Annotated in this window: 20 protein-coding genes, 1 other RNA gene and 3 pseudogenes; 10 read left to right on the top strand and 14 right to left on the bottom strand. The window is 38.3% G+C overall.

The genetic code is table 11. From position 1 onward, the window contains the following. Positions 1-15: 15 nt before the first annotated feature. The 6 genes and pseudogenes from panB to H6G68_RS27900 all read right to left on the bottom strand — a co-directional run bounded on the left by panB (position 16) and on the right by H6G68_RS27900 (position 6,316). Complete coding sequence (gene panB / locus H6G68_RS11850) at positions 16-786, bottom strand: 3-methyl-2-oxobutanoate hydroxymethyltransferase (protein ID WP_190906829.1); 771 nt, start codon at positions 784-786, stop codon at positions 16-18. A gap of 150 nt (positions 787-936) precedes the next feature. Next, positions 937-2,010, bottom strand: a complete 1,074-nt coding sequence (locus H6G68_RS11845) for a ligand-binding sensor domain-containing protein (protein WP_199332575.1) — start codon at positions 2,008-2,010, stop codon at positions 937-939. 347 nt (positions 2,011-2,357) lie between these two features. Beyond that, a complete protein-coding gene (locus tag H6G68_RS11840; RefSeq protein WP_190906827.1) occupies positions 2,358-3,413 on the bottom strand; it encodes an ATP-binding protein in 1,056 nt (351 codons plus the stop codon). 3 nt (positions 3,414-3,416) lie between these two features. Beyond that, positions 3,417-5,519, bottom strand: coding sequence for a beta-propeller domain-containing protein (locus H6G68_RS11835; RefSeq protein ID WP_190906826.1), 2,103 nt, complete (start codon positions 5,517-5,519; stop codon positions 3,417-3,419). A gap of 173 nt (positions 5,520-5,692) precedes the next feature. Continuing rightward, positions 5,693-6,070, bottom strand: coding sequence for a hypothetical protein (locus H6G68_RS27165; protein ID WP_242045238.1), 378 nt, complete (start codon positions 6,068-6,070; stop codon positions 5,693-5,695). A gap of 15 nt (positions 6,071-6,085) precedes the next feature. Continuing rightward, a pseudogene (locus H6G68_RS27900) lies at positions 6,086-6,316 on the bottom strand (hypothetical protein). Between the two features lie 985 nt (positions 6,317-7,301). Between H6G68_RS27900 and H6G68_RS11825 the strand changes: the two are divergent. From H6G68_RS11825 to H6G68_RS11810, 4 genes and pseudogenes are all read left to right on the top strand, one after another. Further along, the gene (locus H6G68_RS11825) at positions 7,302-8,732 is read left to right on the top strand and encodes a form I ribulose bisphosphate carboxylase large subunit (RefSeq protein ID WP_190906825.1); all 1,431 of its coding nucleotides are present in this window, start codon (positions 7,302-7,304) and stop codon (positions 8,730-8,732) included. Between the two features lie 84 nt (positions 8,733-8,816). Beyond that, a pseudogene (gene rcbX / locus H6G68_RS11820) lies at positions 8,817-9,246 on the top strand (RuBisCO chaperone RbcX). Between the two features lie 45 nt (positions 9,247-9,291). After that, a complete protein-coding gene (locus H6G68_RS11815; protein WP_127056638.1) occupies positions 9,292-9,621 on the top strand; it encodes a ribulose bisphosphate carboxylase small subunit in 330 nt (109 codons plus the stop codon). Positions 9,622-9,796: 175 nt separating this feature from the next. Continuing rightward, positions 9,797-10,417 (top strand): GDSL-type esterase/lipase family protein, encoded by a 621-nt coding sequence (locus H6G68_RS11810; protein ID WP_190906824.1) that lies wholly within the window; start codon positions 9,797-9,799, stop codon positions 10,415-10,417. A gap of 69 nt (positions 10,418-10,486) precedes the next feature. Here the strand turns inward: H6G68_RS11810 and H6G68_RS11805 are convergent, their stop codons facing one another. Beyond that, positions 10,487-10,825: a hypothetical protein gene (locus tag H6G68_RS11805; RefSeq protein ID WP_190906823.1), complete on the bottom strand. Its 339-nt coding sequence runs from the start codon at positions 10,823-10,825 to the stop codon at positions 10,487-10,489. Between the two features lie 70 nt (positions 10,826-10,895). Further along, on the bottom strand, positions 10,896-11,417 hold the full coding sequence (locus H6G68_RS11800; protein WP_242045237.1) for a GNAT family N-acetyltransferase: 522 nt from the start codon (positions 11,415-11,417) through the stop codon (positions 10,896-10,898). A gap of 119 nt (positions 11,418-11,536) precedes the next feature. Here H6G68_RS11800 and H6G68_RS11795 point away from each other — a divergent pair, with 119 nt between their 5' ends. Continuing rightward, positions 11,537-12,766, top strand: coding sequence for a RuBisCO small subunit-like domain-containing protein (locus H6G68_RS11795; RefSeq protein WP_190906822.1), 1,230 nt, complete (start codon positions 11,537-11,539; stop codon positions 12,764-12,766). 66 nt (positions 12,767-12,832) lie between these two features. On the opposite strand, the gene H6G68_RS11790 is transcribed toward H6G68_RS11795, so the two are convergent. Continuing rightward, on the bottom strand, positions 12,833-13,639 hold the full coding sequence (locus tag H6G68_RS11790; protein WP_190906821.1) for a glycoside hydrolase family protein: 807 nt from the start codon (positions 13,637-13,639) through the stop codon (positions 12,833-12,835). A gap of 444 nt (positions 13,640-14,083) precedes the next feature. Between H6G68_RS11790 and H6G68_RS11785 the strand changes: the two genes are divergently transcribed. From H6G68_RS11785 to queF, 5 genes are all read left to right on the top strand, one after another. Continuing rightward, complete coding sequence (locus tag H6G68_RS11785) at positions 14,084-14,350, top strand: YciI family protein (RefSeq protein ID WP_127056644.1); 267 nt, start codon at positions 14,084-14,086, stop codon at positions 14,348-14,350. 37 nt (positions 14,351-14,387) lie between these two features. Next, positions 14,388-14,484: signal recognition particle sRNA small type (gene ffs, locus H6G68_RS11780), an RNA gene on the top strand. Between the two features lie 25 nt (positions 14,485-14,509). Further along, positions 14,510-14,893 (top strand): phasin family protein, encoded by a 384-nt coding sequence (locus H6G68_RS11775; RefSeq protein WP_190906820.1) that lies wholly within the window; start codon positions 14,510-14,512, stop codon positions 14,891-14,893. 152 nt (positions 14,894-15,045) lie between these two features. Further along, positions 15,046-15,450 carry a hypothetical protein gene (locus H6G68_RS11770; protein WP_190906819.1) on the top strand — a complete coding sequence of 135 codons (405 nt, stop codon included), beginning with the start codon at positions 15,046-15,048 and terminating at the stop codon, positions 15,448-15,450. A gap of 70 nt (positions 15,451-15,520) precedes the next feature. After that, positions 15,521-15,931 (top strand): preQ(1) synthase, encoded by a 411-nt coding sequence (gene queF / locus H6G68_RS11765; RefSeq protein ID WP_190715266.1) that lies wholly within the window; start codon positions 15,521-15,523, stop codon positions 15,929-15,931. Between the two features lie 87 nt (positions 15,932-16,018). On the opposite strand, the pseudogene H6G68_RS27160 reads toward queF, so the two are convergent. From H6G68_RS27160 to H6G68_RS11745, 5 genes and pseudogenes are all read right to left on the bottom strand, one after another. Then, positions 16,019-16,195: pseudogene (locus H6G68_RS27160) on the bottom strand (type II toxin-antitoxin system HicB family antitoxin); the annotation flags it as partial. Between the two features lie 45 nt (positions 16,196-16,240). After that, complete coding sequence (locus H6G68_RS11760; RefSeq protein ID WP_190906818.1) at positions 16,241-16,942, bottom strand: serine/threonine-protein kinase; 702 nt, start codon at positions 16,940-16,942, stop codon at positions 16,241-16,243. Between the two features lie 80 nt (positions 16,943-17,022). Continuing rightward, positions 17,023-18,402: a cytochrome c biogenesis protein gene (locus H6G68_RS11755; protein WP_190906817.1), complete on the bottom strand. Its 1,380-nt coding sequence runs from the start codon at positions 18,400-18,402 to the stop codon at positions 17,023-17,025. 3 nt (positions 18,403-18,405) lie between these two features. Continuing rightward, complete coding sequence (locus H6G68_RS11750) at positions 18,406-19,146, bottom strand: cytochrome c biogenesis protein CcdA (protein WP_190906816.1); 741 nt, start codon at positions 19,144-19,146, stop codon at positions 18,406-18,408. Between the two features lie 503 nt (positions 19,147-19,649). Further along, positions 19,650-20,564 (bottom strand): AAA family ATPase, encoded by a 915-nt coding sequence (locus H6G68_RS11745; protein ID WP_190906815.1) that lies wholly within the window; start codon positions 20,562-20,564, stop codon positions 19,650-19,652. Positions 20,565-20,618: the final 54 nt, after the last annotated feature.

The following is a 20,618-nucleotide window of genomic DNA, read 5'->3' as shown; positions in this document are numbered from 1 at the left end:
CTGCCCCCTGCTAGATTATGGAAATTGCCGATCGCGCACTTCCACCGAATAGTTCTGGACAGCTTTGGTAATTGTTTCTCGTAGATTTGTATAAACTTTGGCAAATGGTGGCTGCTTTTCTGAAAGTCCTAAAATATCGGCAGTCACTAAAACTTGACCATCACAATCTGAACCTGCGCCAATGCCAATAGTGGGAATACGGAGTTTTTGAGTGATTTGTAATGCTAGATGGGCGGGGATATGTTCTAATACTATTGAAAATACACCAGCTTGTTCGAGAGCGATCGCTTCATTTAAAATTCTCTCTCCTGCTTCCGGGCTTTTTCCCTGTTGTCGCAAACCCAGTTGATGTACTGATTGGGGTGTCAAACCCACATGACCCATCACGGGAATACCCGCTTGTACCAACCGCTCTATAGTCTCTACCATTGCGGGATAACCACCCTCTAATTTTACAGCCTGCGCTCCAGTTTCTTTCAGCACCCGTCCGGCTGATTGCATTGCTTGTTGAATACTTTCTTGATAAGTCAAAAATGGTAAATCTACAACGACTAAAGCATTTTTCACACCACGACGGACAGCTTTAGCATGGTGGATCATTTCTTCTAAAGTAACTGGCAGAGTGGTTTCATAACCAAGCACGACTGCCAAAGAATCTCCTACCAGGATTAAGTCTACACCAGTTGCGTCGAGGAGTTGAGCGATCGCATAATCCCAGGCAGTCAACGCGACAATCGAACGTCCCTGCTGTTTCCATTGAATTAATTGCTGGGTAGTAACTGCCATAAATAATTTTAAATTTTAGATTTTAGATTTTAGATTTTGGATTTTGGATTTTGGATTTTGGATTTTGGATTTTGGATTGGGTCATGGGTAAGAGTTTTTTACCAATCACCAATCACCAATTACCAATCACCAATCACCAATTACCAACCCCTACTTTACAGACCGACCAAAACCGAAATGAGGTCGAGCCTGATCCATTTTAGGCATTAACCAAGCCAGTCCCTCGCTGGTTCCCACCCACAATTTATTGCCCATATCAGGTGCAAGGGTCAGCACCCGACTAGAAGGAAGTCCAGCAACTCGATCTAACAAAGCTCCTGTATTTGGATTTAATCTTAACAACCCATTGGTAGTCCCAACCCAAACGCTACCATCTTGAGCAAAGCGAATTGAAGTCACATTTCTTCCCCGCAAAGGAGTTACAGACCTCAGCACAATCCCATTTTTAGGGTTAATTACTAATAAATTATTAGGCATTCCCGCCCAGATTAACCCTTCAGGACTGATAGCTAAAGTTTGCACAGTTGATCCTGGTAAACTGCCGATTCGCTTCATAATCAAACCACTAGCAGTATTTACCCGCACTAATCCATCCAAAGTCCCAACCCAAAGTTGACCCTCAGCATCTAGAGTCATAGCATTGGCGCTAACACCAGGTAAATTTTTAACTGTTGTCATCACCAAACCTTGGTCAGGACTAATTAGAACTAAACCACTATCAGTTCCCGTCCACAAATAACCGCGTTTATCAATTAATAGCGATAACACCCGCTTGGAAGGTAGTAATAAATTTTGGGCTGTAATTTCATTAGTGCGCGGATCTACCCGTGTCAACCCTTCATAATTTCCCACCCACAAACGACCGACTTTATCTTGAGCTAAAGAACCAATAGCAATATTTGGTAAACTAATGCGAGCAATAATATTACCTGTATTCGGGTCAATGCGCGATAAACCTCGCCAAGAACCTACCCAAAGATTACCAGCAAAATCTCCTAGTAAGTTACTAACACGATAATCAGTTTCTACTTCCCTTTCTAGCACGTCCCGCTCATTGGGTAAGGGATCTATACGCTTTGGGGGTGGTGCGGCTGGATAAGTGGAGGTAGAATTAGGTTGATTGAGACTGGGATTTGTGTCTGTATTACTACTATTATCAAGCTTTTGGGCTGTAGCTGGTGTTACCATGCTTGGTAAAGCTATTAATCCCAGCAAGGCGGACATTATCAATAAATTAGTATGCTTGTGAGATAAAGTCACGGTGATATTCCTTTTGATAGAAGTATCCAATTAATAACTTAAAGTAACCTAAAAAGTCTTTGGCGTAGATAGGAAAAATAATATACATCTCCAGAAAAGTAGAGATGTTCCATGGAACGTCTCTACAAGGGTTCAAGGAAACGCATATTTAATTTTCACTGCTATGTCTAATGGCTTAGGGATTTGCACAGAAATATAATACCAGCTATTGTAAGTTTGCACGCGCCTAGTTAAATATACTAAGATTTGCAAGTTTATTTGATACTAATTAATCATGTTCATTTGATTTAAAAGTGATTTAAAAGGCTATTTTAATCTCTAAATGCAAAAGATTGTTGCTTCAACCAATCACGAAAACTAAGATGATAAAGACTATAATTAATCTCTTCTCCTATTTTCTCTAAATGTAAAAATTCTCGCCATTTATCTAAAATGACTTTGATGTCATATTCATCTTCATCTAATCTTTCTGTTATAGTTTCTATAGAAATTGATTGTTCTTGAATTAAGATATTTAACACCTGTAAAGCCATTGTTTGCTGGTGACTGGTTGTTAAATTCATTTTTTCTAAATGATTTTGATAATAAATTTGTAAATTTTCAGGATAACTATTTTCATTAATAGCTGTCAAGATTTCGCTAATATACATAAAATTAGTTTCATCTTGATTAATTTGTGTTAATTGATGATTAATATTTTGAGAAAGTAAATAATTAATATATTCCTGAATATCAGCGCGATTTTGTTCAGGGTAATTTGATAAATCTAAAGATTGAGATGGAGTTTCAATTAATAAACCAGATTTATCGGATAAAAAGGGACGACGAGTAAGGATAAAATAAACTTTTTCTGGCAAATAACGAGGTAAATAGAATAGATTTGAACCTCTTGGTTGATTATTAATATCAATTCTGTCACAACCATCAATAGTAATAATTAACCGTTTTTCAGTATTTAATTTATCGCTGATTTGTTGCAGTAATAAGCATAAAAAACCACTGTTTTCAGTGGTAGAATCAGAAAAATTAGCGGTTACATTTTTAGTGCCTTGATGTTGGGCAATTTCTATTAATTGAGTACAGATATTTGTCAGAAATTCCTCAGCGCGATTTTTACCCGCAATTTCCACATTGTAATAAACAATTCCCGGATTTTGGCTGACATAATGGGCAAGAATAGCACTTTTACCAATACCCGGTTCACCGATAATAGTAAAATAGCCCCGGTCATATTGATTAAGAAAGTTGTTGATAGCAGCAAAGATAAATTCACGACCGACAAAGTTGTGATTTTTGGCGTTAATGATTTGCTGAAATTTTGGAGGATATCTGGGGATATTGATTGTATTTTGGATGCTTTTATTCATTTTTTACTCTCCTTCTAACCGCAGAAAATGAACCCGTCCTGATTCTTCTCCTGCTACAATTGTGAATCCATCTGGAGAAACAGCACAACAATTGATATAACCATCACCAGTAAAAGTAGAGATTTCCACTCCAGTTTTCAAATCCCACATCTTTAGAGTATTGTCACTAGAACCAGAAACAGCTTTTTTCCCATCAGGGGAAATGGCTACTGCATTTACTCCACCATTATGACCAGCTAGGGTAGATATTTCCTTTCCTGTTTCTAAATCCCACAATTTTAACGTATTATCATCAGAACCAGAAACCGCTTTTTTCCCATCAGGTGTAATCGCTACCGTTTTGACTCGCATACTATGACCAAAGAGGGTAAAAATTTCCTGATTTGTTTCTAAATTCCATACTTTTAAGGTATTATCCCAAGAACCAGAAACGGCTGTTTTGCCATCGGGGGTAATTGCTACTGCTCGTACCGAGTAGTCATGACCTCTCAGGGTAGAGAGTTCCTTTCCTGTGTCCAAATCCCACACCTTCAGGGTGTTGTCATAAGAACCAGAAACGGCTTTTTTGCCATCGGGGGCGATCGCTACTGCTCCTACCCAGGAGTTATGACCTGTCAGGGTAGAGATTTCTATTCTTGTGTCCAGATCCCACACCTTCAGGGTGTTGTCATCAGAACCAGAAACGGCTGTTTTGGCATCGGGGGTAATTGCTACTGCTCGTACCAGGTTGTTATGACCTGTCAGGTTAGAGATTTCCTTTCCTGTCTCCAAATCCCACACCTTCAGGGTATGGTCATAAGAACCAGAAACGGCTGTTTTGCCATCGGGGGTAATTGCTACTGCTCGTACTTGGCTGTTATGACCTGTCAGGGTAGAGATTTCCTTTCCTGTCTCCAAATCCCACACCTTCAGGGTGTTGTCATCAGAAGCAGAAACGGCTGTTTTGCCATCGGGGGTAATTGCTACTGCTCGTACTTGGCTGTTATGACCTGTCAGGGTAGAGAGTTCCTTTCCTGTCTCCAAATCCCACACCTTCAGGGTGTTGTCATAAGAACCAGAAACGGCTTTTTTGCCATCGGGGGCGATCGCTACTGCTCCTACCCAGGAGTTATGACCTGTCAGGGTAGAGAGTTCCTTTCCTGTCTCCAAATCCCACACCTTTAGGGTGTTGTCATAAGAACCAGAAACGGCTGTTTTGCCATCGGGGGCGATCGCTACTGCTCCTACCCAGGAGTTATGACCTGTCAGGGTAGACAGTTCCCTTCCTGTCTCCAAATCCCACACATTCAGAGTGTCAGCACAAGCAGAAACGGCTGTTTTGCCATCGGGGGTGATTGCTACTGCTCGGTACGAGCCGTTATGACCAGCCAAAGTAGAGAGTTCCTTTCCTGTCTCTAAATCCCACACCTTCAAGGTTGTGTCAGCACAAGCAGAAACGGCTGTTTTGCCATCGGGGGCGATCGCTACTGCTCCTACCCAGGAGTTATGACCTGTCAGGGTAGACAGTTCCCTTCCTGTCTCCAAATCCCACACCTTCAGGGTGTTATCGCTAGAACCAGAAAGGGCTTTTTTGCCATCGGGGGTAATTGCTACTGCTCCTACCCAGGAGTTATGACCTGTCAGGGTACGCAGTAAAACGCCGCCAGGAGTTGTTAAACTGGCTGTAGTGGGACGCAATCGGGGACTTTCACTTTTAGTTGCTGCTGCGTCTTTTAATATGTTCTGAATATCTGAATTTTCAAAACCCTGTAATCTTCCCCATAATTGACTTACTAGCTGGTTTTTATCTTCATTCAAAATATGGGCTGATAGCTCTAACGCACGTTGAATTAATTTCAGGGTTTTGAGTTGTTCCGGTTCTAGTCTTTCATCCTCTTCTAAATTCTCCAATATTTCAGTATCTTCAATTAGGTAATAATCCCTAATTAGGACTTCTACTCCAAATTTATGATTTTCAGTTTTCAAAGAAATAAAATCAAAATCTGTGAGAGTTTGATAATATTTTTCAGAGTTCCCCGCTTTTAGTTGTTGTTCTGGGAATTGACCTAAAAACAAACTTTGAAATTCTGTTGGTTTTGATGCTAATTTAGTAGCGATATTTCCCATTTATTTTATCTCCTTTATATATTTAACTCAAGTTGCTAGTTATCTAATTGAGATTGATAATTGATGATGAAATTCCTGGTTTCATCCTGTACATCCTTTAATCCTGGACATCCTGATTCTGACAACAATCATGGTGCGTTACGCTATAATTAACGCACCCTACATCTCCCCATTTATTGCATCTCCTTGAGCATATAATCAGCCATACTCTTATTAACTTCTCTAAACAGTTTCCTTCCTTTAACTAGTTTGTCTTGATTTTTAAGAAATTCTAAAAAACTGCGATGATAAATACTATAGTAAGTTTTTTGTTCTTCTACATTTTCTTTCGGTGTGACATACTCAACCCAATCATCTAAAACATCTTTGACATCATATTCATCTTCATCCAGAATATCTGCAATCAGATTTATAGATATGGGTTCACCTCTTTCTACCAAGATATAAAGTATTTTTACTTTCTTTTCATTGGCTTCTTTATCCATGCTCATCCGTGTCCAATGAGTTGTATAATAGTCTTGTAGACCTTGGGGTAAACCCATTAATAGCATTAATTATCTGCATTTTTAGTTCGCTATTTTGATGATGAAGAAACTTTTTGTATGCTCTACAAACTGAAAGGGAGCATTATTACTGTAAGCATCCCAAAAATAATCTTTAATTACTTTTTCTCTAAACAGGTTTAAAATTGCTTATGGTTTAAATACACCATACTTTACAAAAGCGTAAACATAAACAGTATCAACATCATCAGAAATTTGGGTAGGATGGAGTTTTAGTTCTTGTAAAACTTTGATAACAGCTTCATTTATTGGAGCGTTTTACCAAAATTTACGATAGTTACTGGTGACTATAATAACAATCCTGATTATGGGAAAATGCAAAAGACTTATCTATAGCTAAATTTTATACTCAATAAATATTCATAAGTTAACGGCTTTTCTGGCGTTCACACACACTTAAGATTGATAATTGCATACTGCTTTTCTATTATCGGTCTTGCGAATTTTAGATAATTAATGGCAAAATATTTACTGTATAAGCTTTCCAGCTTTTTATCTGTCGCCATTATTTTTTGTATTGGTATTGTATATTACAATATTTTATAATCAAACTCTTATTCTCTGACCGCTTTACACTGAGCTATATACATTTGTAAATCATTCTTAACAAAATGTTTAAATCTTTATGTAATAACAAATTTAAATAGATAAGTAGGCAAATTTTGAAAAATAACTTATTGAATTATTGATATATTGTGGGGTAAGCTACAAATTCACTGATGTGCAACGTCTTCTCCCTTGCCCATCCCATGACTAAACCTGTCTTAAGTGAAATTGCCTGATGATGAATCTTTACCCTCTTTGGGTAAAGGTATCAGACTAAAAAAAAGACAATTGCAGTAAACCAGCTGTATACACTGGAATGCAACGGTTTTTCAGGCAAAAATTCCTCAGACGGCTTGTAAAGCCAAAAAGTTGATCTTGAATTAAGTGGGTTTAGTAGGGTATGCAAACTCAAGATGAAAAGATTTTGTATTCCTGGGACGAAAAATAACAGCGTCAAATAGTGCGTCTGAAAAATATGGTAAAAAATTTGTTGCGGTAAATTGCTACTGTAACCAGGTTAGTGCAGCAGTAATACTGCTACCATAGAGCCGTATCGCCCCTAACTATAAGCAAAACTTATAAATTCATTAAGAATGAAGAAAGAGTAGGGATGAGAAGAAGTTGCACATAACGTGATTTGATAGTAAAAAGAGAGACTTGTTGGAAGGAAAATATGTCTTACGCTCAAACGAAAACTCAGGCTAAGTCTGGGTATCAAGCTGGGGTTAAAGATTACAGACTAACTTATTACACACCTGATTACACTCCTAAAGATACAGACCTTTTAGCAGCATTCCGGATGACTCCCCAACCCGGAGTTCCTCCTGAAGAAGCTGGTGCGGCTGTAGCTGCTGAGTCTTCCACTGGTACTTGGACAACAGTTTGGACAGACTTGTTGACCGACCTAGATCGCTACAAAGGTCGTTGTTACGATATCGAACCAGTTCCCGGTGAAGACAACCAGTACATCTGTTACGTTGCTTATCCTCTGGATTTGTTTGAAGAAGGTTCTGTAACCAACGTATTGACCTCTATCGTCGGTAACGTATTTGGTTTCAAAGCTTTGCGGGCGCTACGTTTAGAAGACATTCGTTTCCCTGTAGCTTACATCAAGACTTTCCAAGGACCACCTCACGGTATTCAAGTTGAACGCGACAAGTTGAACAAATACGGTCGTCCTCTGTTGGGTTGTACAATTAAGCCCAAACTAGGTCTTTCCGCTAAGAACTACGGACGCGCTGTATACGAGTGTTTACGTGGTGGTTTGGACTTCACCAAAGACGACGAAAACATCAACTCCGCACCATTCCAAAGATGGCGCGATCGCTTCTTGTTCGTAGCTGAAGCTATCAACAAAGCACAAGCAGAAACCGGCGAAATCAAGGGTCACTACCTGAACGTTACCGCTCCCACCTGCGAACAAATGTTGCAACGGGCTGAGTACGCTAAAGAACTCAAAATGCCCATCATCATGCACGACTACCTGACAGCAGGTTTCACAGCTAACACCACATTGGCTCGTTGGTGTCGTGATAACGGTATTCTGTTGCACATTCACCGTGCTATGCACGCTGTAATTGACCGTCAGAAGAACCACGGTATCCACTTCCGCGTATTGGCTAAAGCTCTTCGCTTGTCTGGTGGTGATCACATCCACACCGGTACAGTAGTTGGTAAGTTGGAAGGTGAACGTGGAATCACAATGGGCTTCGTTGACCTATTGCGTGAAAACTATATTGAGCAAGACAAGTCTCGCGGTATTTACTTTACCCAAGACTGGGCTTCTCTACCTGGTGTAATGGCAGTTGCTTCTGGTGGTATCCACGTATGGCATATGCCCGCGTTGGTAGAAATCTTTGGTGATGACTCCGTACTACAATTCGGTGGTGGTACTTTGGGACACCCCTGGGGTAACGCTCCTGGTGCTACCGCTAACCGCGTAGCTTTAGAAGCAGTTGTTCAAGCTCGTAACGAAGGCCGTAACTTGGCTCGTGAAGGTAACGATATTATCCGCGAAGCTGCTAAGTGGTCTCCTGAATTGGCTGTTGCTTGCGAACTGTGGAAAGAAATTAAGTTCGAGTTTGAAGCAATGGATACCGTCTGATGATTTAGGATTTGGGATTTTGGATTTGGGATTCATTAAAAATTCCCAATCTAAAATCTAAAATCTATAGGGCTGGGGTCAAGCATGGATCTAAAGCAAATTGCGAAAGACACAGCCAAAACTCTTCAAAGCTACCTGACTTATCAGGCGCTAAGGACGGTATTGGCACAGCTAGGCGAAACAAATCCTCCTTTAGCACATTGGTTGCAAAACTTTTCCGCTGGCAAAATCCAAGACGGAGAAGCGTATATTGAGGAACTGTTTCTGGAAAAGTCAGATTTGGCTTTGCGGATTATGACTGTCAGGGAACACATAGCGGCGGAAGTGGCAGATTTCTTACCAGAAATGGTTTGTACTGGCATTCAGCAAGCCAATATGGAACAGCGTCGCCAGCATCTCGAACGCATTACGCAACTAAATTTATCAAGTCCCAGCCCGGAAATACCAAAGACAGACAATATCTGATAGCCTGCGTGGCGTAGCCATTCCTAATTTGGATAATTTATCCGGTTAGTTCGGTCAAAGAAATAGTAAAAATAGCCCCCACTTATCAAAAGTTATGCAAACTTTACCAAAAGAGCGTCGTTACGAAACCCTTTCTTATCTTCCCCCTCTGTCTGACGCGCAAATTGCCAAGCAAGTTCAATACATTCTGACTCAAGGCTTTATTCCCGCAATTGAATTCAACGAAACTTCTGAACCAACAGAACTTTATTGGACAATGTGGAAGTTGCCTTTGTTCGGTGCTAAGTCTACTCAAGAAGTATTGAGTGAAGTTCAAGGTTGCCGTTCTCAGTATAGTAACTGCTACATTCGTGTTGTCGGTTTTGACAACATTAAGCAGTGTCAAGTTATGAGCTTCCTTGTTCACAAACCCAGCAGATACTAAATTCTGATTTGGTTTCAATAATTTATTTTTTGGAGAGGTAGAGTTTTCTATCTCTCTTTTTTTTAAACGCAGAGGAACACGAAGGTTTTTTTTTAGTTTTTGATAGAATTGTAGGTAGGTTGAGTAGTACAGATAAAGCTATTAGTTGGTTAATTAATTAACTCAAAAAAGTTTTATGTCTTTAAAATCTCCACTCCCAGAAGTCAGAATGTGTTTTGTTGGTGAATCATTTGTTAATGGTACAGGTGATACTGAATGTCTGGGTTGGACAGGGAGAATATGTGTTAATGCTAATAAAAAAGGTTATGACATTACTTACTATAATTTAGGAGTCAGGCGAGAAACGAGTACAGAATTAAAAAATCGTTGGTTGAGAGAAGTTTCTTATCGCTTATCCCAAGAGTATGATAGCAGAGTTGTATTTTGTTTTGGGGTGAATGACACAACTATGGAAAATGATAAAATTCGTGTTTCTCTAACAGAATCGATTGTCAATATTCACAGTATTTTAAGTGAAGCTCAACAACTATATCCTATTTTAGTGGTTAGTCCGCCACCCATTGGTGATGAGGAACAAAATCAAAGAATTTCTGATTTATCCCAGGAATTTTCTTTATTGTGTCAGGGTTTAAATATACCGTATTTGGATGTTTTTTCTAAATTAATTAATTCTAAGATTTGGTTAGAAGAAGTAAAAAATAATGATGGCGCTCATCCTAGAACCGCAGGTTATACAGAATTTGCTCAAATTGTAGAAAATTGGGATGCTTGGTTAAATTGGTTTCCTATAAATTAATCAATAATTTAAAGTTAGCTTTGACTTAATCTATAGATATTACTATCAAGGTTATCATTAATTTTTTGATCACATTAACCATACAATTAATAATATAAACCCAAGTAGTAAGGCAAGGATGCCAAACATAATATAAAACAAACTTATTAACCTGGCAAAAAATGGAGGAGCATCAAACTCATATATAAAAGCTAGACTCACACGCATTTGACCAGTTATGAGGGGAATAATCCCTTGAGTAAACAGTAAAAATGGGCTGGAAGTAACTAACAATATTGCTACCAGGTAAGAAGTCCAACTCTTAATTGGTTCTATATAAAGAGAAGCAATTAAAAAAATTGCTACAATACAAGTAAGGGATGCAGATACTTCACCAATTTGATTAAGTCTTCTTAGATATTTTTTCATAACGGCTTTGTAGAACAGATACAAAAATTGTATACAATAAGGATACTTGGTTAAATTGGTTTTCTATTTTCTAAAGATCATAGCCCATGATATAATCATCCATTACAAAGCCATTGCCAAATTCTTTCACCTGACTATCAATAATTCTAAAACCAAATCGAGAATAAGCTTTAATTCCTTTTTCATTCCTTTTATTGACATTGAGAATAATTTGTTTAAAGTTCATTTGTTGCGCTTTTTGGTATACATGAGATAACATGATTTGACCATAACCAAATCCATGTAATGATGGTAATAAATAACATTTATGTAATTTTAAATAACTAATATGATCTATTGTTTCTGAACCATAAGATAAATAACCAACTAATTCACAATTATGTAAGACCTGATCATAAAATATCCCTTGATTATAAATTTCATTTTCAATTACTCCTATTCCATACATTTTATCTAGCATATACTCGATTTGTTCATTGCTGATTATTGTAGAATAATGGGTATACCAAATTTTTTGACTGACTTTTCTCAGTTCTTCTAAATCAGAATCTAATAACTTGGTAATTTTAATTGATGAATTATTCATAGTCATAATCAGATTTTAATTAAAATTAAATGTAAGGATTGCCAAATTTAATTTACCATTTAATTGACTATGGTTACCAAAAAAATCTATGATGATCTCAATAAATCATAACTGGAGATAATTCTATGAGTTATTATATTGCTCCTAGCTTTCTTGATAAACTTGCAGTTCATATTACCAAAAACTTTTTAAACATTCCCGGTATTCGAGTTCCCCTGATTTTAGGAATTCATGGCCGCAAAGGGGAGGGAAAATCCTTTCAATGCGAGTTAGTCTTTGAAAAAATGGGTATCGAGGTGACTTTGATATCTGGGGGAGAATTAGAAAGTCCAGATGCTGGAGATCCGGCGCGGTTGATTCGGTTGCGTTATCGGGAAACAGCCGAATTAATCAAAGTACGGGGGAAAATGTGCGTATTAATGATTAATGATTTAGATGCAGGTGCGGGACGTTTTGACGAAGGGACTCAATATACAGTAAATACCCAGTTGGTAAATGCCACACTGATGAATATTGCTGATAATCCCACAGATGTACAGTTACCGGGAAGTTATGACTCCAATCCTTTATGTCGTGTTCCGATTATTGTCACCGGCAATGATTTTTCTACCCTTTACGCACCATTAATTCGTGATGGGAGAATGGATAAATTCTACTGGGAACCTAACCGCGATGATAAGGTGGGAATTGTCGGGGGAATTTTTGCGCCTGATGGACTTTCACAAAGAGAAATTGAACAATTAGTTGATACTTTTCCTCATCAATCTATTGACTTTTTTAGCGCCTTGCGTTCCCGAATTTATGATGAACAAATCCGCGAGTTTATTCATAAAATCGGTTTTGAAAATGTCTCTTTACGAGTTGTGAACAGTTTAGAAGGACCTCCAGCATTTAAAAAGCCAGATTTTACTCTCTCTCATTTAATTGAGTCTGGTAAATTTATGGTGGGTGAACAAAAACGGGTGGAAACTTCTCATTTAGTTGATGAATATAATCGCTTAAATCGAGGAAAAGGTTATCAAGCAGCTTCTCCTTCTCCTGTTGCGGAAATTCCAGTTAGTAAACCTGTGGTTAATCAATCTACCCATTTAACGTTAGAAACTCAAGAACAAGTTCGCCAAATTTTAGCTCAAGGTTGCAAAATTGGAATTGAACACGTTGATGAACGGCGTTTTCGCACAGGTTCTTGGCAAAGTTGTGGTTCTCTCAATATTGATGCACATTCCGATGCTATTTCTATGTTAGAATCTTGTTTGGCTGAATATAGTGGTGAATATGTCCGCTTAGTAGGTGTTGATCCGCAAGCAAAGCGCAGAGTAGTAGAAACGATTATTCAGCGTCCGAATGGAAAGTAATTAATTAAGATTTTTTAATGTAGAGACGTTCCGCCAGAACGTCTCTACAGGGATGGAATTTAAGATTTAGCTAACTGGAGTTAAAAAGAGTTTAGCTTCTGCCTGTCTTCTCCTTCTTAAACCTGCTTCTACATTAGTTCCAGGATTCCTATATTTTAGAAAAGTTTCTTCAATTTCATCCCATTTTTTATCTCTCAAGACTCTAGTCATGCTTTGGAAGTTGGAACCACCATAGAAGTTAGCACCCAAGTTATAACCAAAGCTTAATAAAGCTCCTTGTTGATTGACGTTTAATTCGTTCCAAACAGGAATTTTTAATAGGGGTGGTAGGTACTTTGTATCTAACTGAAAAATTAAAATTTCCTCTGCTTCTGCTTTGGTAATTGTTTCACCCAGTTTCCATTCACTACCATCTTTTTTGCGAGTAGTTCCCCAACCAATGGTGATGGGTTTACCTCCAGACAGAGGATCGGGATAAGCTTTTAGAAATAATCCTTCAAATTCTTTAATGAGAGCAACTCCAGGAAGAGGTACTTTTCCAGATGAACCACCATAAAGACTTTTGAAATCGATATTTAGACTTTGTTCCTGAACTAGGGCTTGTTCTGGGGTTTTGTTTGGGGTGGCGATGAAGTTATCAAGAGATTGATTTAAAGCATCCTGAGTTTTTTTTCCTACTATTCCATCTGCTATTAAACCCTTTTGTTGTTGAAATTTTTGTACTGCTGCGACAGTTTTATTACCAAAATCACCATCTATTAGACCGGGATTAAGTTTAAGGTCTGTTAAGATTATTTGCAACTGCTGAACTTTTTGTCCTTTCGAGCCTTTTCTGAGAATTTCATTGTTATTGAGAATCAATTTGCTGGCCATAACGCTATCCTTTTTCTAAGACAATTGTGAGAATGTTTTTGAGTTTAGTTATGAATGTCTAAAATACTCCTTTGTCAACTTTGATTGTTTGCGTTTACTTTGAGAGGATGTTGAGAAAAGCATAAAATTTACCCAAAAATCTCTCTCCTTGTAGGTCTTACGAGTCAAGCTAATTTATATTTTTATTCAGATCGGCTTGTTTAGTTTTTATGTTGGGAGTAGGTAGGAAATAGTGACAGCTTTTTTTGTTTTCTTAACCGCAAAAAGGTTAAGACATAAAAACTGACTCGGTTGACGCTTTTGACATCAAAAAGTATAAAACCAATCTTGGTAGCTACATTTATACTGTGTAAAAAATTAATAATGATAATGCAAGTAGATGAAAATCAGAAATAAAATAACGAATTATGATAAGTTATTGCCAATCTAAAATCCAAAATTAATATGCCTTGGTTTGTAAAGATTGAAGCAGGTAGAGTAGATAAACCCACCTTTGATCAATATGTACCCGCCCACACAGCCTATGTACAAGACTTGATAGACAAAGGACACAAAGCCAAAACAGGCTATTGGGCGCAACGGGGAGGCGGGATGATGCTGTTTGAGGCGGCATCAATGGATGAAGCACAGGCGATAGTTGCTGGTGATCCCTTGGTACAGAACGGTTGTGTGAGTTATCAGCTTTACGAATGGCGAATTGTTATGGAATGACACACAATTACTGACTTTTGATGTTATGATAATAAAAGACCTGGATCTATGCGACTTCAACGCCCAAATCTTGTCAGGACCGGAAGGTAGCAGCAATACGGGATGCTTGTGGTAGGCGTAGTCTCCGGGTCGCCCCATTTTTAGGAGCGCTCTACAGCAATGCCTGGTTTTGGAGATATTGTTCAAAAAGCTTTTTACCTCGGTGTTGGCTTGGCTTCTTACGCCGGCGAGAAAGCGGGGGGGAAATTAGCCGAACTGCGATCGCAAGTCCAAAAACTGGCTGATGAAATGGTGGCTAAGGGCGAAATGAATACCGAAGAAGCTCGTCGTTTCGTTGAAGATATGATGAAGCAAGCCCAGCAGCCCCAAACATCCAATACACAGCCTGAAAACACAGCCTCTTCTGAACCTCGTCGCATCGAAATTTTGGAGGTAGATGAAGAACCAACTGTGAAACAACCAGCAACCGAAAATGTTGATCATTTACGGGATCAAGTGCTAGAACTGCAAAAACAGCTAGAAAGATTGAAACATGATCAGTAAAAGCTACTTTTTATTTTGATCATCAGCACAGTCGGTGGGTTGGAAATGGCGCGATACTTAAAGCTGGCTTCATGTGCGTTAATTTATATTGAAGCACTTCAAGCCGGATTGAATGAAGCGCCCTATTTTTAGGTAGTAAGGGCGTTAAGTTTATGGAACCGTGGCAGAAAGATTTAATTGATATCATCGAAACTGTGGCTGATGAAGTAGAGCGCTTCTTCCTAGGAATGAATGACATGGTTGATGCCTTTTTTGAGCTAACAGAAGAAATTACTGAGCAAGTCAACAATAACCTTGCTGCTGAAATTGACCAGTATTTACAGGAATTGGCTGAACCGCTTCTGGAAATTTACTGGGAAATGGAAGACGTAGTAGCCGATGTAGATCCGGGGTTTCCTTATGCAGTTGAAGCTACAACAGAACATCATTCTGCTTGCATAGGTTGTACCAATTATCATGGACAAGTGTATGGCGGTAATTTGTTAGTTTGTGCTATGCACCCCCACGGTTGCGATGATGTAAGATGTCCAGACTGGGAAAAGAGTACTGAGTACTGAGTACCGAGTTATGAGTAATGAGTGTTAAGTTAGTAGTTATGAATCGCTGCGTTTTTCCAATAATAATTTTATGAGTAATTCTCTACCTGAGACTGTAACCCCAGCTAGTCAAGAAATGAAGTATGGCGAACGCGAGATTGAGGAAGGAAAACTAATTACATTTCCTAACCCGCGTGTGGGTCGGCGCTATAATATTGATATTAGTTTGCCGGAATTTACCTGTAAATGTCCATTTTCCGGTTATCCTGATTTTGCAACCATATATATTTCCTACATACCTGATGAACGGGTGGTAGAGTTGAAGGCGCTGAAACTCTATATTAACAGTTATCGCGATCGCTATATTTCTCACGAAGAATCAGCTAATCAAATTTTAGATGATTTTGTTGCGGCTTGTGACCCCTTGGAAGTAACGGTAAAGACAGATTTTACTCCTAGAGGGAATGTGCATACTGTTGTGGAAGTAAGACATCAAAAATAAGTTTTTTAACGTAGGTTTGTAGTGAGGACTTAAGTCCTTACTACGAACGTTTTAGATATTTTTTTCTGTATTACTAACCATATCGGCTCAATACATATTAGGTTCAGGTAAAGTTTCACCATCAGCTTCATAAGAAATGATTAAAGATGCTAATACTTCTTTCTCATTAGCAACAGCTTCTTCATAAGTTTCTCCATGAGTGCGCCATTTTTGACCAGGAAAATCTGGTAAGCTTACTAAAAAACAATCATTTTTTTCTGACCATACTTAAACCAACCACAGTTTTAGTAGGAAACATTACCCACCCCATTAATTTTTCAGAGATTTGCGACGAATTAATTTGTTAATGAATTTAAACACATTACCTGCAAAAGAACTTACAAAGCGGTAGGTTTTGCGAACCGTATTTAAAAGTGAATAAGGTACTCGTAACCGCAAAGGATATAAAATAGGCAAATATAAGCAATAATAAGCCTTTTTCAAATTATCCCATTTTGAGCAGCGTTCCTGGTGCAGAAAATCAGAAATATCCACAACTAAACCTCTTCCCTCAAACATCATCACATTCTTTCCATGAACATCATGAGGGAAAAGTCCACGAGTCCGCGCATAGTCCAAAGCATTATCAATATCTTTGATAACCTGGGGAGGAATACGCAAACCCCTGTGAAGACAGTCATAAAGGGTAACACCATATAATCTTTTTAAGACTAACAAGCCTTCTTGAGCATAAAAACACTCAGAAAAAGCCGGGTGGTAACCAAGACGACGGTAAACTTCTAGTTCCTCCTCAAACCCAGGACGACCGGTTGCGTAAACTTTAACTACCAAGTCTGGGTATTCAGGGTGATAAACTACTGCTGCATAGTTTCCTGTACCTAGAAGTTGCCAAGGGGGGGGAAGATGGCGCACTTGTGCTGGGTTGTGAGGATGGACACTTTCCACAATTAACTGGGGTATCAGTTCTTGGTGGATACTTGCAATCAGTGGCTGAATATTGGATTTATCCATAGGATATACGCACCATTTTGAGTGGTATCACATGAATAAAATACACCACTCAATTGCTATTATGCCCCATGAAGAAAAAATTATTTTTTTCCTGGGTCACTAAGTTGATCTAAAATTCCTAAAACTTCTTGTTCAAATGCCACTTGGGCGCGGTTGGTTTTACCACCTACATAGAGAATATTACCTTTTTGTAATGCCCAAATTTGGGAATGGGAAAAATAACTCATGACCACACCTAGCATTAGCAAACCAAATCCTGCATAAACAATGGGAATACCAGGATCGTATTTAATTTGTAACCCTGTGCTACCAATAACATCAAGAATTTTCAAGTTTATCCCATTCACAGGTATGGACATTCCCGCACGAACGGTATTAATTAATTTGCCTTTAGCATCATAAATTAAAACCATTCCTTGCAAATCTTTTGCTAGTAGGGAAACACCTTCACTTAAATCAGGTTTAGTTGGTATCCAAGTACCCCAAAGTCTGCCTTTACCTTTGGTGTCTAATTGCGCCATTGGTAATTGAAAAATCGGACTTTTATTTAATCTCACACGGACACTAGAAATTCCCCAATCTGTTTGATAAAAAACTACGCCATGATAACGCAGTGGTTTGTTGACATAAATCTTCTCATGGTCAACTTCTTTCTCCTCGTTATTCAAGACAGACAGATCAGAATAAAATTGGTCAATTCCCCCCGTAGGTGTGTAATCAATCCAAAAGCGATTTACCCGCACTGACCAATCTTTTAATACATCTTGAGATGACCAAGGGCCAGCATCAATAAGATTTTTTACCTGGAATGTATCGCCACTAGAAATCATTTCCTGAGCCATAAATCCGGTCATTGCACCCCAAATTCCACCCAGCAAAATGGCAACGATACCAATATGGACAATAATGGGACCAATGCGTCCAATTATGCCTTTGCGGGCGTAGAGCATATCATCTTTTTCTGGATTTTTATCTTGAAATATTTTATAACGGTTTTTTTCTAAAATTGGCGTAAGTGACTGTAAAGGAACAGTCTCTAATTCTGCGCTCAAAGCTAATTTTTTAAAGTTGCGGATTTCTTCGTAATATTTCCACTTTTGAGCAGCTTTTAGGGCTGGTAATTGCCGGGTGAAAGTACAAGCTGTTAAGCTAGTTCCAAATAATACTAATAAAGCCAAAAACCACCAGGTTCGATATACATGATCTAACCCAACTACTTGAATGACTTTCCAAGTCAAAAAACCAAATAAAGCCGGATGTTCGGGATAATTAGATTGGTAAAATGCAGGTGATTGTCCCTGTTCAATGACAGTACCACTAATGCTAAATAAGGCAATTACTAATAATAGGATAATTGCCAAACGTAAATCAGTTAATACAGGCAAAATCTCCCGCCGGATAAATCGCCCAGGTATTAACCACCAACTTAATTCTGTGGATGTTGTATTATCTAAGGTCATTGTCTAGAAACTGCCAATAGGAATGCGAGAAAGTAAGGAAAAAACACCAAAGCCTACTAATAATGCACCGCTGACAGGATTTATCCAACCTGACCAACGGCGCAATTCTAATATTTTTTTAATGGAAGCAGTAAATGTACCTGCTAAAATTAATGGTGCCACATATCCGGCTGTGTAAGAAAGTAGTAAAACAGCACCTAAAATTAAATCTTGGGTATTAGCAACCCAACCTAATAAACTGGCTAAAACTGGTGTGCTACAGGGTGAAGCGACTAACCCAAATGTTAACCCAATCGAGTATGAACGCACTCCAGGAGGTAAATCTTGGGAAATCCAATTTGTTTCCTTCAAAGATGGAAATTGTAGGGGTAGAGCTTCTAATAAGTTCAGTCCCATAATAATAGCAAGAATGCTCACAATAATTGGTAAACCAATTCCTATTTGCCCGTAGACTTTTCCAACTAAACCTGCTATGATTCCCATCCCTGCAAGTGTAGTGGCTAATCCCAAGGCAAACCAAGTAGATTGGGCTGCTGCTTGTAAGCGGGTTTTGGCTTCATAACCGCCGATATAGCCAATGGTAATGGGCAGCATAGACAGCATACAGGGCGTAAGGCTGGTGAGCAAGCCAGCGGCAAAAATAATGGCAATGCTGACGACGCTAAGGTGGGTGAGTTGGTTTGCAACAAGGCTGTTTGCGAACTGTTCAAGTTGATAAATTTGTGTTTGCAGAGTCTCCAGCATGATTGTTGTTAAAGGGGAAATGCTTACTCTGTTTGCATTTTAGCGTATTTTAGTTTGTTGTTTATCGGTTGGACTGACTGTGTGGAAAATCGACATCAATATTTAAAGATAATTTTTTCTAATATATTTAGGTTCAAAAATTGTTCTATCTGACAGTTTTCGCAATATTTAAAGCTAATTCTCAATATTGTTGAGAATATTATCAATAATTTGACGAGATTTGGTGATTACAGGATTGATATTTTAGCTGTTCTGTGTTTATAATGTTTTTGAGTATAATCAAAGGGTGTGTTATTACCTTAATTAAACATATAACCTCTGGGATAGCATTTCCAGTCTCCAGACTGGAAACGAGAAAATTGCTTCATGGGCGTTGCTGATTAAGAGTATGATTTTGTTTCACGCAGAGGCGCAGAGTCACAGAGAGTAAGAGTTTGAAATCATTGATTTTTCAATTTCATACTTCAGTTCAGCAATGCCGCTTCATGAATAATTTAGGATAGCTAAATATCCTCCCAGGTAATATTCATCATCATTTCCTTATTGACTTCGGCTATTTTAACTAATCTGTTAGCTTGTCTTTCTATTGTTTTCTCAAAGATATTCCTGACAAGTCTACCATTTCCAAAACTATTATTTTTTTCAGAATATAACTTTGTGAAGTGTTTCAGAAGTTTTTCTTTACCTCTTGGGGTTATTCTATAATGCTGTTGCTTACATATTTCCTCGAAAATATTTAATAGTTCTTCCGGTTTATAGTCATCAAAATAAAAATATCTATTAAATCTCGATTGTAAACCAGGATTAGCATCAATAAATCTTGACATTTCATCACTATAGCCGGCGACAATAACAACCAATCTATCTCGATAGTCTTCCATTCTTTTTAATAAAGTATCTATCGCTTCTTGTCCAAAATCTTTTCCTGAACCTGCTGGTGCGAGTGCGTAAGCTTCATCAATAAATAAAACTCCATCTAATGCTGACTTTACAACTTCATCTACTTTTAAAGCTGTTTGTCCCACATAACCTGCAACCAAACCTGATCTATCAGTTTCCACAAGATGACCTTGGGAAAGTATTCCTAATTCTTTGTATATTTCACCCATTAAACGTGCAACTGTTGTTTTACCAGTTCCCGGAGGTCCACAAAATACTGAATGCAGGGAAATAGAAATATTTGGTAAACCTTGTTCCTTTCGCATTTGCTGAACTTTCAAAAAATTGATAAAAGTGTTGATGTCATTTTTAACATTTTCCATCCCTACAAGATGATTAAGCTTTTTTATGACATGATCTAACCCTTGAGATTTAGAATCATGATTACCTGTACTATTAACCTTCTTACTTCCAGAGATATTTAACTCTCTCTTCATGCGTTGTAGTTCAGCTTCAATATCAGGATCTCGATAAGTCATAACTTATATTATTTGGGTGTAAATGCCGAAAAACCTAACTTAATTATACTTTTA

It is taken from the genome of Anabaena catenula FACHB-362 (genome assembly GCF_014698735.1).
GTDB lineage: Bacteria > Cyanobacteriota > Cyanobacteriia > Cyanobacteriales > Nostocaceae > Anabaena > Anabaena variabilis_A.
The sequence above is the reverse complement of the archived record's forward strand: the minus strand, read 5'-3'. Positions and strand labels throughout refer to the sequence as shown.